The organism is Allobosea sp. NPDC055594 (assembly GCF_053618995.1).
In genome coordinates this window covers 1-13,481 of record NZ_JBSHIO010000035.1, presented here as the reverse complement: position 1 = coordinate 13,481, position 13,481 = coordinate 1, and the positions used below count along the sequence as shown (strand labels likewise).

Here is a 13,481-nt window from a genome sequence, read left to right as displayed (position 1 = left end):
CCGGGCCGCGGCTTCCTCCCCTGGAGGCTTTCGGACGCCGGCCCTCAGCCCGGTCAGACCCCGCCCGCACGGACCGGCATCCGAAACCCTTCACACAATCGGACATTGGCTTAATGCCGGAAAGCGGACATATGCTGGAAGCTCGCCTTGACGGCGTGCGGCGAGGCGGCGTCCGCTTTGCTCGAAGCTATGAGGCAGAACGGCGTCCCGCCGCGGAACGCATAATCGCCGATACGGTCGAGTGCAGGATAAGCATGGGCAAGCCGTCGGCGCGGACAGACCGGCTGCAGGATACGCAGATAAGGCTCAGCTATGCCGGCGGGCCGATCGTTGGCGGGCCCCCCGCAGGCCTGCCTCGCGCCCAGAGACCGGATGCCCGACATCCGAGGCCTGCGGCAGCGCGGCGTTGGTTTTCCCTTAGGGCTGTTCGACCTGACCCGCAGCCCCAGGTTCACGTTATTGCCTTTGCCGGAGATGGCGACAGCGGTGCCCTGCAGACTATCGTGGCGAGGCTGTCGGCGGATTCTCCGGGGAAAGTCGTCAGCGTCGCAATCCTTCGGCAGGACAGTGCCGAGGTGGACCTGCTGGAGATCACCGTCGTGCGCGCCGAGCCAGAAGCGCTGCAAGCAGTGTTCGACGGCGAGCCGCCTGCGCTCGTGCTCCTGAGGCCCGACGGCTATGTCGGCTACATCAGAGCAATGGCGCTCGACCCACTCGCGATTTCCTGGCGAAGACGCTCGAACTTCGCCATTTTCCTGAAGCGCGCTGACCGACGCAGCCTCCATCTATGGTGAAATCATGATCAGCCACTTCGCCACATGCGCGCGCCATGTATCCGGCATCGGTCTTGCAGCAGCCTGTGCGTTCCTTTTCGTTTCGCCCGATCCACGCGGTCCGTCGAGCCGCAGTGGCACGATTCGTGATTGGGCGATGCCAGATCATTCAGCTGGGACGATCGATAGGCATGGTGCGCAACCTGCGGATCCTCATCGTTGACGCGAACCAGGTCCGGGCCGCGATCATCGAGGAAGGCCTGCGGGAAGCGGGCTACCACGAGCTCATTCGCGTATCTGGGATGACCGGCCTCGTCGCCGCCATTGAGCGGCACGACCCCGACGTCGTGGTGGTCGACCTCGAGAATCCGAGCCGAGACGCGCTCGCCGACATGTTCCTGGTCAGCCGCCATGTGAAGCGCCCGATTACCATGTTCGTCGACCAGTCGGATGCCGCCTCGATCGAGGAGGCGGTCGAGGCCGGGGTCTCCGCCTATATCGTCGACGGGCTGAAGAAGGAGCGGCTGAAGCCGATCCTGCAGACCTGCATCAGCCGCTTCAACGCCTTTCGCCGCCTCCAGCAGGAACTGGACGAGGCCCGTTCGCAGCTCGACGATCGCAAGACGATCGACCGTGCCAAGGGCATTGTCATGCGGCTGAAGGGCCTGTCCGAGGAGGAGGCCTATGCCCTATTGCGCAAGACCGCGATGAACGAGAAGCGCAAGCTCGTCGACATCGCCCGTTCGATCATCACGGCCGCCGAGGTGCTGAAATGACGCTGCATCTGCGGGTCGGCTTCATGCCGCTGATCGATTCCGCGCTGATCGTCGCCGCGAAGGATGAGGGCTTCGCCGAGGCCGAAGGGCTCGATCTCGAACTGGTGCGCGAGGTCTCCTGGTCGAATCTGCGCGACAAGCTCAATGTCCGCCTGCTCGATGCTGCCCATATGCTCGGCCCGGCCGCGGTTGCTGCGACGCTGGGGATTGGCGGCGTCCGGGCGCCGATGGCGGTACCGATCGCCCTCAACCTCGACGGCAGCGCCATCACCCTGTCGTTGCGGCGCTTCGAGGAGCTGACGAGGCTGGCGCAGGGCGACATGGCTGACCCCATGATCTCCGCGGCGGCGCTCGCGGCACTGGTTGCGCGCCGCAGGGCCTCCGGCCTGCCGCAACTGACCTTCGCTGCGGTTTTCGGCTTCTCGAGCCACACCTATCTGCTCTGCGAATGGCTCGCGAAGGGCGGGCTGAAGCTTGGCGAGGATATCCGTTTCGAGGTTGTGCCGCCGCCGCAGACGGTGGAGGCCTTGAGCAGCGGGCGCGTCGACGGTTTCTGCGCCGGCGCGCCCTGGAACGCCGCCGCGGTCGTTGCCGGCATCGGCGCCATGCTTCATTGCGGCGTCGATCTGCGCCGCGACTGCCCCGACAAGGTGCTGGCCTGGCGCGCCGACGATGCCGACCAACGCTCGAATGCTGTGGCGCGGCTCAATGCCGCGATCCTGAGGGCCAGCGACTGGGTCGGCGATCCCGCCAATGGCGAACGTCTCGCTTTTCATTTGTCGCGGCCGGACCGGCTGGCCCTGCCTGCCGAACTGATCGCGCCGGTAGTGCGCTTCAGCCTGATCCAGGGGGGAGGCCGGCCGCCGCGCAAGGTCGAGCGCTTCATCCGTTTCGATCGGGGGGCGTTGAAACCCAACCCCGCCCATGCCGACTGGATCCTGGCGAGCATGGAGGCGGCAGGGCAGGCCGCGGGAACGTCTCACATGCTAACGCAAGCGCGGACAATGTTCCGGCCTGCCCTGTTTATGGCCAGTTCCTCCTGATCGGAAGTTCTGCATGGTTTTTGTGCTGTCGCGGATAAATTGTGCGCCGCAGCATCGGCGAGCGAAATGTCGACTTTCACGGCAATCGCCAGCTAACGCCTTGAGAGTCGCGGATTTCACTGCGATCCGGCAGTTGGCACGCTCCTTGTAAGACTTCCAGTGACGCGGCCAAGGCTGCCCGCGCCAATTTCCTGACCGAACGCACAGCAACGCCGCTGTCGAATGTGCCTGACCGGGCGCTTTCGCGCGGTGTTTTCGTTCTGGCTGCTCCCCGACTTCGATCCGGCATTCCCAAGCGAGGCGATTGATGAGTGAGATGATCGAGACAAGAGCAAGACCCAGCCGTCGCAAGCTGCTGCGGCTCACGGGCGCCGCGGCGCTGCTGAGCGCGGCGCGGCTCGCGCTGCCCGCCGGCGCGTTCGCGCAAGGCGCCGGCCCGGAGGTCAAGGGCACGCGCCTCGGCTACATCGCCCTGACCGACGCCTCGCCGCTGATCATCGCCAAGGAGAAAGGGCTCTTCGCCAAATACGGCCTGCCCGACATGGACATCGCCAAGCAGGCCTCCTGGGGCGCGACACGCGACAACATGGCGCTCGGCTTCAAGAACAATGGCATCGATGGCGGCCACATCCTGCGCCCGAAGACGCATCTCTACGCTACCGGCAAGGTGATGCAGAACGGCCAGCCCCTGCCGATGTACACGCTGCTGAACCTCAACGAGGACGGCCAGGCGATCTCGGTCTCGAACGAATACAAGGACCTCAACGTCCAGAAGGACGCCGCGCCGCTGAAGCAGGCCTTCGAGCGCAAGAAGGCGGCGGGCAAGGAACTCACCGCCGCCATGACCTTCCCGGGCGGCACCCATGATCTCTGGATCCGCTACTGGCTCGCCGCCGGCGGCATCGACCCCGACACCGACATCAAGGTCATCGTCGTGCCGCCGCCGCAGATGGTGGCGAACATGAAGGTCGGCACCATGGACTGCTTCTGCGTTGGCGAGCCGTGGAACGAGCAGCTGGTCAACCAGAACATCGGCTACACCGCGCTGACCACCGGCGAACTCTGGGCCCGGCACCCCGAGAAGATCCTCGGCATGCGCGCCGATTTCGTCGACGCCAACCTGAAGGCGACGCAGGCTATCCTTATGGCGGTAATGGAAGCCCAGCAATGGGCCGACAGGATGGAGAACCGCCAGGAGCTTTCCGAGATCGTCGGCAAGCGGCAATGGTTCAACGTACCCGTCACCGACATCAACAAGCGCCTGCAGGGCGACATCAATTACGGCAATGGCCGCGAGGCCAAGGGCACCAAGCTCTACATGAAGTTCTGGGGCGAGGGCGGCTCCTCTTCCTACCCCTGGAAGAGCCTCGACACTTGGTTCGTCGCCGAAAACATCCGCTGGGGCAAGTTCGAACCGACGATCGACATCAAGGCGCTGGTCGACAAGACCAACCGCGCCGATCTCTGGCGCGAGGCCGCCAAGGCGCTCGGAGTCGCCGGAGCCCCGACCGGCGACAGCCGCGGCGTCGAGACCTTCTTCGACGGCGTGACGTTCGATCCGGCGGCGCCGCTCGACTATCTCAAGGCCCTCAAGATCAAGCGGGTCGCCTGAGCCATGGCCGAGCCGCTGATCATCGTCGGAAAGGGCATGGCGGCGACCAGGCTGGTCGACGAACTCAGCCAGCGCGCACTCGGCCGCTATTCCGTCGCGGTGATCGGGGCCGAGCCGCGGCTCGCCTACAACCGGGTGCTGCTCTCGCCGCTGCTGGCCGGCGAGATCGCGGAACCGGACATCGAGCTGAAGCCCGCCGCCTGGTGGCAGGCGCGTGGCGTCTCGATGCTCTACGGCAAGCCAGTCACCGGCATCGACCGGCGCGCCAGGACGGTGACACTGCAGGGTGGCCTGACTCTGCCCTATGGCAAGCTCGTTCTCGCCACCGGCTCGAAGCCGCTCAAGCCGCCCTTCCCGGGCGGTGATCTGCCGGGCGTCGCGACCTTCCGCGACACCGCCGATGTCCAGGCGATGCGGGCTTATGCGGCGCGAGGCGCGCGGATCGTCGTCATCGGCGGCGGCCTGCTCGGGCTGGAAGCCGCCTATGGTCTGGCGCGAGCCGGCGGCAAGGTGACCTTGCTCCATCTCGTCGGCCGGCTCATGGAGCGCCAGCTCGATGCCGAGGGCGCGGCGCTGCTCGCCTCCGCCATGGCCATGCGCGGCGTCGAGATCCGGTTGAACAGCGCGACCAACTGCTTCGTCGGGACGGACAAGGTCGAAGGCGTCGCATTGCAGGACGGCACGGTGATCCCGGCCGAACTCGTCGTGATCGCCATCGGCGTGCGGCCGAACACCGATCTTGCCGCAGCGGCCGGGCTCGAGATCGCGCGCGGCATCGTCGTCGACGATGCGCTGGCGACCAGCGATCCAGCGATCTTTGCGATCGGCGAATGCGCCGAGCATCGTGGTCAGGTCTATGGGTTGGTCGAGCCCGCCTATGAGCAGGCGCGCACGCTCGCCGCCCGCCTCACCGGCCGCGAGGCAGGCTATGCCGGCTCGCTGCTCGCGACCAACCTCAAGGTCTCCGGCGTCGGCGTCTTCTCGGCCGGCGAGTTCGAGGCCAGCGAAGGCGCCGAGACCGTGGTGCTGCGCGACCGGAGCGCCGGCATCTACCGCAAATTCGTGCTGCGCGAGGGCAGGCTCGCCGGCTGCGTGCTGGTGGGCGATACGCAGGGAGCCCTGTTCTATCTCGGCCTGATCCGCTCGCTGCAGGACATCACGCCGTTCCGCGCCGACCTGCCCTTCGGCGAGGGCTATTGCATCGGGGAGGCCGCCTGATGCGCCACGACGCCCCGCTCTCCGGCTGCTCCGGCCAGCCGGTTCGCACCACCTGCCCCTATTGCGGGGTCGGCTGCGGCATCCTGGCGACGCCGGACAGCAGGGGCGGAGCGGCGATCGCCGGTGATCCCGCCCATCCCGCCAATCGCGGCCGGCTCTGTTCCAAGGGCTCGGCGCTGGGCGAGACGCTCGGTCTGGGTACGCGCGTGCTGCATCCGCTGAAGCGTAATGCCTGCGGCGCCTATGACCGGGCCTCCTGGGACGAGGCGCTCGATGCGGTCGCCGGCGGGCTGCGGGCAATCATCGCGCGCGACGGTCCCGAGGCGGCGGCCTTCTATCTCTCCGGCCAGCTGCTGACCGAGGATTATTACGTCGCCAACAAGCTCGCCAAGGGCTTCATCGGCACGCCGCATGTCGACACCAATTCGAGGCTCTGCATGTCCTCGACGGTTGCCGGCCATCGCCGCGTCCTCGGCTCCGACACCGTGCCGGGCTGCTATGAGGACCTCGACTGCGCCGACCTTATCGTGCTCGTCGGCTCCAACGCCGCCTGGTGCCATCCGGTGCTGTTCCGCCGGATCCAGCAGAACCGCGCGGAGCGCGGCGCGAGAGTCGTGGTCGTCGATCCCAGGGGCACGGCGAGCGCCGAGGAGGCCGATCTCGTCCTTCCGCTAAAACCCGGCTCCGACAGCCTGTTGTTCGCTGGGCTCCTGGTCCATCTCGCCGATGGCGGCCTGCTCGATGAAAGCTATCTCGCGCACCACACCAGCGGCTTCGAGGAGGCGCTGGCCAATGCGCGGACGCTCGCGCCGAGCCTTGCCGCGATTGCCGATGGCACAGGCCTCCCGGCTGACGACATCGCCGCCTTCTACCGGCTCTGGGCCGAGACGCCGGCCGTCGTCACCGCCTGGAGCCAGGGCGTCAACCAGTCGGCTCAAGGCACCGACAAGGTCGCCGCGATCTTGCATTGCCATCTCGCCACCGGCCGGATCGGCCGACCGGGTAGCGGTCCGTTCTCGCTGACCGGCCAGCCCAACGCCATGGGCGGGCGGGAGGTCGGCGGCCTCGCCAACATGCTGGCCGCCCATATGGGTTACGCGCCCGCCGAGATCGACCGCGTCCGGCGCTTCTGGAAAGCGCCGAACATCGCCCGGCAGGAAGGGTTGAAGGCAGTCGCCATGATGGACGCCGTCGCCGCCGGCAGCGTCAAGGCGCTGTGGGTGATGGCGACCAATCCGGCCGTCTCTCTGCCGCGTGCCGACGCCGTCAAGGCGGCTCTCGCCGGGCTCGAGCTCTTCATCGTCTCCGAGAACGTCCTCTCCAACGACACGCTGGCCGCCGGCCCGCATTACATCCTGCCCGCCGCCGCCTGGGGCGAGAAGGACGGCACCGTCACCAATTCCGAGCGCCGGATCTCGCGTCAGCGCGCCTTTCTGCCCCTGCCCGGCGAGGCGAAGCCGGATTGGTGGATTATCTGCGAAGTCGCCCGGCGCCTCGGCTTCGGCGAGGCCTTCGCCCATGCCGGCCCGGCCGAGATCTATGCCGAGCATGCCGCGCTCTCGGCTTTCGAGAACGAGGGCAGCCGCGATTTCGATCTCGGCGCCCATGCCGGCCTCGGGCGCGGCGATTATGACGCGCTGGAGCCGGTGCAATGGCCGCGGCCGGCCGGGCGCCCCGGCGGCACCGCCCGCCTGTTTGCGGATGGCGGCTTCTACGCGCCGGGTGGCCGCGCCACCATGCGGCCTCTCGCCATTCCCGCCCTCGCCAGCTCGCCGGATGCCGAGCGGCCCTTGTTGCTGAACACCGGCCGTATCCGCGATCATTGGCACAGCATGACCCGCACGGGGTTGAGCCCGCGCCTCTCGGCTCCTGTCGCCGAGCCCGCGCTCTTCTTGCATCCGCGCGATGCCGAGCGCTACGGCGTCAGCGAAGGCGGCTTCGCCCGTGTCGCGACCGAGCATGGCGCCGCCGTGCTCAAGGTCGTGCTCGACGAGCGCGCGCGGCAGGGTGCGCCCTTCGCGCCGATCCACTGGTCTGGTGAGACGGCCTCCGATGCGCGCATCGGCGCCCTCGCGCAGGCCGCCTGCGATCCTTTTTCCGGACAGCCCGAGCTGAAGGCAACGCCGGCCTCGATCGCGCCTGTCACCTATGCCTCACAGGGCTTCGTGCTGTCGCGGGATGGCTTTGCGCTGCCGGCCGGCGGCTGGTGGGCGCGGCTCGCCGTCGAAGGCGGAGAGGGACGGCTTTTCGCCACCGATAGCGGGCCTGAGGCGCTGATGGCGCATGCGAATGCCGCCTTCAGCGGCTGCGAGCTCACCGAAATGATCGACCGGGCGGGCGGAGTCTACCGCTGCATCGCGACGAACAATGGGCGCCTGGTCGGCGCTCTGTTCCTCGCCCCCACCGGACGGGCGCCACTCTGGGACACGGTGAAAGCGGCCTTCGCCGCCGGCAGGGAGCCGGAGAACCGGCGGGCACTGCTCGCCGGCCGCAGCCCGGGTGGCATCGTCGAGGCGGGGCCGATCGTCTGCGCCTGCTTCGGCGTCGGCCTCAACGCCATCCGCGCCGCCTTCGCCGGCGGCCAGGCGCTGAGCGCCGAGGATATCGGGCGTCAGCTCAAGGCAGGCACGAATTGCGGTTCCTGCCTCCCGGAAATCCGCCGCATCGGGGCGCAGTCGCGCGAGACGGAGGCAGCATGACGGACGCGGCGCAGCAGCATGGACAAGGGAGTATTGCGATGGGACAGGCTGTCTCGAAGAGAACGGCGGCGGAGGCGGTGATCGTCGCGCTGCCGGGCGCGAAGGCTGCAGTCGTGACCTTGCCGCCGCTAGCCGCAAAGCCGCTTTCAGCGCGCGCGGCGTCCTGGCTCAGGGCGATCGCCGTCAATCTGCTGCCGCCGCTGCTGACGGTCGGGCTGCTGCTGCTGTTCTGGCAAATCGCCGCGTCCAGCCCGCAATCCTCGCTGCCGCCGCCGAGCAAGATCTGGAGCGAGGCGCGCGACCTGATCGTCGAGCCCTTCTTCTGGAACGGCTCACAGGATATCGGCCTCGGCTGGCGCATCCTGGTCTCGCTTCAGCGCGTCGCCATCGGCTTCAGTCTGGCGGCGGTGATCGGCGTGCTGCTCGGCGCGCTCGTCGGCCAGTCGGTCTGGGCGATGCGCGGTCTCGATCCGGTCTTCCAGGTGCTGCGCACCGTGCCGCCGCTCGCCTGGCTACCGCTCTCGCTTGCCGCCTTCCGCGACAGCCAGCCCTCGGCGATCTTCGTGATCTTCATCACCGCGATCTGGCCGGTGATCATCAACACCGCCGTCGGCATCCGCAACATCCCGCAGGACTATCGTAACGTCGCGCAGGTGCTGCGGCTGAACCAGCTCGAATTCTTCTTCAAGATCATGGTGCCCTCGGCCGCGCCCTACATCTTCACCGGGCTGCGCATCGGCGTCGGCCTGTCCTGGCTCGCCATCGTCGCCGCCGAGATGCTGACCGGCGGCGTCGGAATCGGCTTCTTCATCTGGGATGCGTGGAACTCCTCCCGCCTCTCCGACATCATCGTGGCGCTGGTCTATATCGGCGTGGTCGGCTTCATCCTCGACCGCCTCGTCGCCTTCATCGGCCATGTCGTCACCCGCGGCACCCAGGCCAATTAAGGGACGGGCGATGAGCTATCTCAAGATCGATCATGTCGACAAACGCTTCGCGCGCGGCCCCGCCACGACCGAGGTGCTGAAGGATATCAGCCTCGTCATCGACAAGGGCGAGTTCGTCTCGATCATCGGCCATTCCGGCTGCGGGAAATCGACCCTGCTCAACATCGTCGCCGGTCTGACGCCGGTGAGCGCCGGGGCCGTGCTGCTCGAAGGCAAGGAGGTCAACGCCCCCGGCCCCGAGCGCGCCGTGGTCTTCCAGAACCATTCGCTGCTGCCCTGGCTCACCGTCTACGACAATGTCGCGCTCGCCGTGAACAAGGTCTTCAGCCGCGTGAAGAGTAAGGCCGAGCGGCATGACTGGATCATGCACAATCTCGACCTCGTCCAGATGGGCCATGCCAGGGACAAGCGCCCGTCCGAGATCTCCGGCGGCATGAAGCAGCGCGTCGGCATCGCCCGCGGCCTCGCCATGGAGCCGAAGATCCTCCTGCTCGACGAGCCCTTCGGCGCTCTCGACGCGCTGACTCGCGCCCATCTGCAGGATTCGATCATGCAGATTCATGCCGCGCTCGGGAACACGATGATCATGATCACCCATGACGTCGACGAGGCCGTGCTGCTCTCGGACCGGATCGTGATGATGACCAATGGCCCGTCGGCCCGGATCGGCGAAGTGCTCGACGTCAGGCTTGAGCGCCCGCGCAAGCGGCTCGAGCTGGTCTCTGACCGCACCTACATCGCCGCGCGCGAAGCCGTGCTGAAATTCCTCTACGAGCGGCACCGCTTCGTCGAGGCGGCGTGACGGAACCGCCCATGAGCAACGACTTCTCCCCCGAGCAGAAGCGCTATCTCGAAGGTTTCATGAGCGGCCTGCAGTCGGCCCGCGCCGCGCGAGGGCTGGGGCCGCTGGGTGGCGCAAGCGGCTCCGGAAATGCTGCCCCGTCCGGCCCCGACAAGGAGCATACGGAGGCGCAGGCGAAGACGGTCGCTGGCGGTGGCAAACTGGTCGACCAGGAGAAGTGGAAGACGGCAGAACATCCCTTCGATGCCTATGCCCGCTTCAAGCAGCAGGCGGGATCGGGAACCTATCCCAAACCCGAGGACAATTTCCGCTGGCGCTATCACGGCCTGTTCTATGTCGCCCCGGCGCAGGACAGCTATATGTGCCGCCTGCGCATCCCGAACGGCATCCTGAAGGCTTGGCAGTTCGAGGGTGTCGCCGATCTCGCCGAGCGGCTCAGTGGCGGCTACAGCCACGTCACAACCCGCGCCAATCTCCAGGTCCGCGAGATCAAGGCCGAGAACGCACCGCTGCTGTTGGAAGGCCTTGCCGATCTCGGCCTGACCGCCAAGGGCTCGGGCGCCGACAACATCCGCAACGTCACGGGATCGGCGACCGCCGGCATCGACCCGCTCGAGCTGCTCGACACCCGCCCGCACGCACGCGCCTGGCACCACCACATCCTCAACGACCGCTCGCTCTACGGCCTGCCGCGCAAGTTCAACGTCGCCTTCGACGGGGCCGGCTCGATCGCGACACTGGAGGACACCAACGATATCGGCTTCCAGGCGATCGAGATTGGCGAAGGCGCATCTTTCGAGGGCGCGGCGATCGAGCCCGGCATCTGGTATCGGCTCGCGCTCGGCGGCATCACCGGCCACCATGACCTTGCCCGCGACACCGGCATCGTCGTCGCGCCGTCGGATACGGTCGCGGTCGCCGATGCGATCGTGCGCGTCTTCATCGCCAATGGCGACCGCACCAACCGCGCGAAGGCGCGGCTGAAATACGTGCTCGACGCCTGGGGCTTCGACAAATTCCTGGCGGCCGTCGAGGAGGTGTTCGGCCGCCAGCTGGTCCGCGTCGATGGTGCCTTCGTCAAGCCGCGCCCGGTTTATGACCGCCTCGCCCATATCGGCGTGCACAGGCAGGTGCAGCCCGGGCTGAACTGGGTCGGCGTCGCGCTGCCGGTCGGCAAGCTCACCGTGGCGCAGATGCGGACCGTTGCGTCCATCTCGCAAGCCTGCGGCGACGGCGATATCCGCCTGACCGTCTGGCAGAACCTGCTGATCTCCGGCGTGCCCGACGCCAGGGTCGACGACGTCCTCGCCAATCTGAAGGCGATCGGCCTCTCGGCCGAAACCTCTGTTTTGCGCGCCGGGCTGATCGCCTGCACCGGCGCGACCGGCTGCAAGTTCGCCGCCGCCCACACCAAGGAGGATGCGCTTGCCATCGCCGCCCATTGCGAGCCGCTGATCACGCTGGACCAGCCGGTCAACATCCACCTGACCGGCTGCCACCATTCCTGCGCCCAGCACTATATCGGCGATCTCGGCCTGATCGGCGCCAAGGTCCCGGTCAATGAGGAAGGTGACATCGTGCCGGGCTACGACCTGCTAGTCGGCGGCGGCTATGGCGTCGATGGCGGCATGGCCCGGCTCTTCCAGGAGAAAGTCAGGGCCGAGGAAGCTCCGGCGCTGGTCGAGGCGATCCTGCGGACCTGGCAGGTCCATCGCGCCGGGCCTGACGAGAGCTTCGTCGCCTTCGCCCGCCGCCACGAGATCGCAGCGTTGCAGGCGCTAGTCGCTGAGACGGGAGAGGCCGCATGACCATCCAGACGCCGAACCCGCTGGTCCAGGTCCTGCCGGAAACCGCGCCCTTCAGCGAGGAGCAGCGCTCCTGGCTCAACGGCTTCTTCGCCGGCCTGCTCTCGCTCGACAATGCCGGTGTCACCGCATTGTCGTCAGCCGAGAATGCCGCTGTGATGGGCGAGGCCGATGATGGCGCGCCCTGGCACGATCCGGCGATGGCGATAGCCGAGCGCATGCAGCTCGCCGAGAGCAAGCCGCTGCCGCGCAAGCTCTTCGCCGCCATGGCGCAGCAGGATTGCGGTCAGTGCGGCTATGTCTGCGAGACCTATTCGGCAGCGATCGCCGAAGGCAAGGAAGGACGCCTCAACCTCTGCGCGCCCGGCGGCAAGGAGACGCTGCGCCAGCTCAAGGCGCTGATCGAGGACAATGGGTCTGGTCCGGCCGCCGCGCCGGTCGAAACCACGCCCGCAGCTCCCGCTGGCCCGCTCGGCCGCTGCCGCGAGAACCCGGCGCTCGCCACCTTTCTCTCGCGCCGCAAGCTCAATAGCGAGGGCTCCGAGAAAGAGACTTGGCATGTCGAGTTCGATCTCTCCGAGAGCGGGCTGGATTATATCGTCGGCGACGCCTTCGGCATCGTCGCGCAGAACGATCCGCGCCTGGTCGATGCGGTGATCGCCATGCTCGGCGCGCGCCCCGACGCCGATTGCGGCGGCATGACCCTGCGCGAAAAACTGCTGGCCGATTGTGCGCTCGGGCCGGCGCCGGATGCGCTGTTCCAGCTGATCTCCTATGTCACAGGCGGCGAAGCCCGCCAGAAGGCGAGGCTGCTCGCGGCCGGCGAGGACCCGGACGGCGATCTCGACCGGCTCGACGTGCTCGGAACGCTGCACAAGTTTAGCGGCGCCCGGCTCTCGGCCGAGGCCTTCGTCGAGGCGTTGGACGAATTGCAGCCGCGGCTCTACTCGATCTCGTCCTCGTTCAACGCCACGCCCGGCCGGATCTCGCTGACGGTCGACACGGTCCGCTACAAGATCGGCTCGCGGCCGCGCTGGGGCGTCGCCTCGACCTTCCTCGGCGAGCGCGTCCAGCCCGGCGACAAGGTGCCGGTCTATGTCCAGCGCGCCCATGGCTTCGGCTTGCCGGCGAACCCGGAGACGCCGGTGATCATGTGCGGCCCCGGCACCGGCGTCGCCCCGTTCCGCGCCTTCCTGCAGGACCGCAAGGCGACTGGCGCCAAGGGCAGGAACTGGCTGTTCTTCGGCCATCAGCGCCGGGCGAGCGACTTCTTCTACGAGGACGAGCTCAATGCGATGAAGGACGCGGGCGTTCTCACCGGCCTGACCCTCGCCTGGTCTCGCGACGGCAAGGAGAAGATCTACGTGCAGGATCGCATGCGCGAGCGCGGCGCCGAGCTCTTCGCCTGGCTAGAACAGGGTTCGCATTTCTATGTCTGCGGCGATGCCAAGCGCATGGCCAGGGATGTGGAGCGCGCTCTCGTCGACGTCGTTGCCGAGCATGGCAAGCAATCCAGCGAGGAGGCTATTGCCTATGTCGCTGCATTGCGAAAGACGGGGCGCTATCAGGCGGATGTCTACTAGTAGTTTGAGCTGCTCGCTGGAACTCGATGAGGCCTCTCGCACGTATCGTTCACCAGATGCGCCTGAGTAACGGACCTTCGAGGCAGTTCGCTGCCGCGTTCCCCCGCGCGTCTCAAGGCGGTTTCAGGCACAGGACTAAGCCGCTCTCGCGGCAGGGCGCTGCGGCACGGTCATCGCTGAGATTTCGCCTGTGAGGCGCTGCATCCGAGGATTTCGGGGTCGT

At 67.3% G+C, this 13,481-nt stretch carries 10 protein-coding genes; all 10 read left to right on the top strand.

Annotated features, from left to right (window positions below):
* The first annotated feature begins 131 nt into the window (after positions 1-131).
* The 10 genes from ACWGRX_RS26645 (at position 132) to ACWGRX_RS26600 (ending at position 13,258) form a co-directional block, all read left to right on the top strand.
* Entirely contained in the window at positions 132-794 is a 663-nt protein-coding gene (locus ACWGRX_RS26645) for a hypothetical protein (RefSeq protein WP_452120021.1), read from the top strand.
* Positions 795-964: 170 nt separating this feature from the next.
* A complete protein-coding gene (locus ACWGRX_RS26640) occupies positions 965-1,549 on the top strand; it encodes an ANTAR domain-containing response regulator (RefSeq protein WP_452120020.1) in 585 nt (194 codons plus the stop codon).
* The gene (locus ACWGRX_RS26635; protein WP_452120019.1) at positions 1,546-2,592 is read left to right on the top strand and encodes a CmpA/NrtA family ABC transporter substrate-binding protein; all 1,047 of its coding nucleotides are present in this window, start codon (positions 1,546-1,548) and stop codon (positions 2,590-2,592) included. Before ACWGRX_RS26640 ends, ACWGRX_RS26635 begins: the two co-directional genes overlap by 4 nt.
* 307 nt (positions 2,593-2,899) lie before the next feature.
* Entirely contained in the window at positions 2,900-4,204 is a 1,305-nt protein-coding gene (locus tag ACWGRX_RS26630; RefSeq protein WP_452120018.1) for a CmpA/NrtA family ABC transporter substrate-binding protein, read from the top strand.
* A gap of 3 nt (positions 4,205-4,207) precedes the next feature.
* Positions 4,208-5,422, top strand: coding sequence for an NAD(P)/FAD-dependent oxidoreductase (locus tag ACWGRX_RS26625; RefSeq protein WP_452120017.1), 1,215 nt, complete (start codon positions 4,208-4,210; stop codon positions 5,420-5,422).
* Positions 5,422-8,121 carry a molybdopterin-dependent oxidoreductase gene (locus ACWGRX_RS26620; RefSeq protein ID WP_452120016.1) on the top strand — a complete coding sequence of 900 codons (2,700 nt, stop codon included), beginning with the start codon at positions 5,422-5,424 and terminating at the stop codon, positions 8,119-8,121. The genes ACWGRX_RS26625 and ACWGRX_RS26620 overlap by 1 nt, the downstream gene beginning before the upstream one ends.
* A gap of 38 nt (positions 8,122-8,159) precedes the next feature.
* On the top strand, positions 8,160-9,068 hold the full coding sequence (gene ntrB, locus ACWGRX_RS26615; RefSeq protein ID WP_452120015.1) for a nitrate ABC transporter permease: 909 nt from the start codon (positions 8,160-8,162) through the stop codon (positions 9,066-9,068).
* Between the two features lie 10 nt (positions 9,069-9,078).
* Complete coding sequence (locus ACWGRX_RS26610; protein WP_452120014.1) at positions 9,079-9,870, top strand: ABC transporter ATP-binding protein; 792 nt, start codon at positions 9,079-9,081, stop codon at positions 9,868-9,870.
* An 11-nt stretch (positions 9,871-9,881) separates the two neighbouring features.
* The gene (locus ACWGRX_RS26605; protein ID WP_452120013.1) at positions 9,882-11,678 is read left to right on the top strand and encodes a NirA family protein; all 1,797 of its coding nucleotides are present in this window, start codon (positions 9,882-9,884) and stop codon (positions 11,676-11,678) included.
* The gene (locus ACWGRX_RS26600; RefSeq protein ID WP_452120012.1) at positions 11,675-13,258 is read left to right on the top strand and encodes a sulfite reductase subunit alpha; all 1,584 of its coding nucleotides are present in this window, start codon (positions 11,675-11,677) and stop codon (positions 13,256-13,258) included. The genes ACWGRX_RS26605 and ACWGRX_RS26600 overlap by 4 nt, the downstream gene beginning before the upstream one ends.
* Positions 13,259-13,481 lie beyond the last annotated feature (223 nt).

Bases quoted from the DNA above. Each gene is read 5' to 3' on its own strand.
- ACWGRX_RS26620 (WP_452120016.1), top strand. From the start codon at position 5,422: ATGCGCCACGACGCCCCGCTCTCCGGCTGCTCCGGCCAGCCGGTTCGC.
- ACWGRX_RS26635 (WP_452120019.1), top strand. From the start codon at position 1,546: ATGACGCTGCATCTGCGGGTCGGCTTCATGCCGCTGATCGATTCCGCG.
- ACWGRX_RS26605 (WP_452120013.1), top strand. From the start codon at position 9,882: ATGAGCAACGACTTCTCCCCCGAGCAGAAGCGCTATCTCGAAGGTTTC.
- ACWGRX_RS26640 (WP_452120020.1), top strand. From the start codon at position 965: ATGGTGCGCAACCTGCGGATCCTCATCGTTGACGCGAACCAGGTCCGG.
- ACWGRX_RS26630 (WP_452120018.1), top strand. From the start codon at position 2,900: ATGAGTGAGATGATCGAGACAAGAGCAAGACCCAGCCGTCGCAAGCTG.
- ACWGRX_RS26645 (WP_452120021.1), top strand. From the start codon at position 132: ATGCTGGAAGCTCGCCTTGACGGCGTGCGGCGAGGCGGCGTCCGCTTT.
- ACWGRX_RS26600 (WP_452120012.1), top strand. From the start codon at position 11,675: ATGACCATCCAGACGCCGAACCCGCTGGTCCAGGTCCTGCCGGAAACC.
- ACWGRX_RS26610 (WP_452120014.1), top strand. From the start codon at position 9,079: ATGAGCTATCTCAAGATCGATCATGTCGACAAACGCTTCGCGCGCGGC.
- ntrB (WP_452120015.1), top strand. From the start codon at position 8,160: ATGGGACAGGCTGTCTCGAAGAGAACGGCGGCGGAGGCGGTGATCGTC.
- ACWGRX_RS26625 (WP_452120017.1), top strand. From the start codon at position 4,208: ATGGCCGAGCCGCTGATCATCGTCGGAAAGGGCATGGCGGCGACCAGG.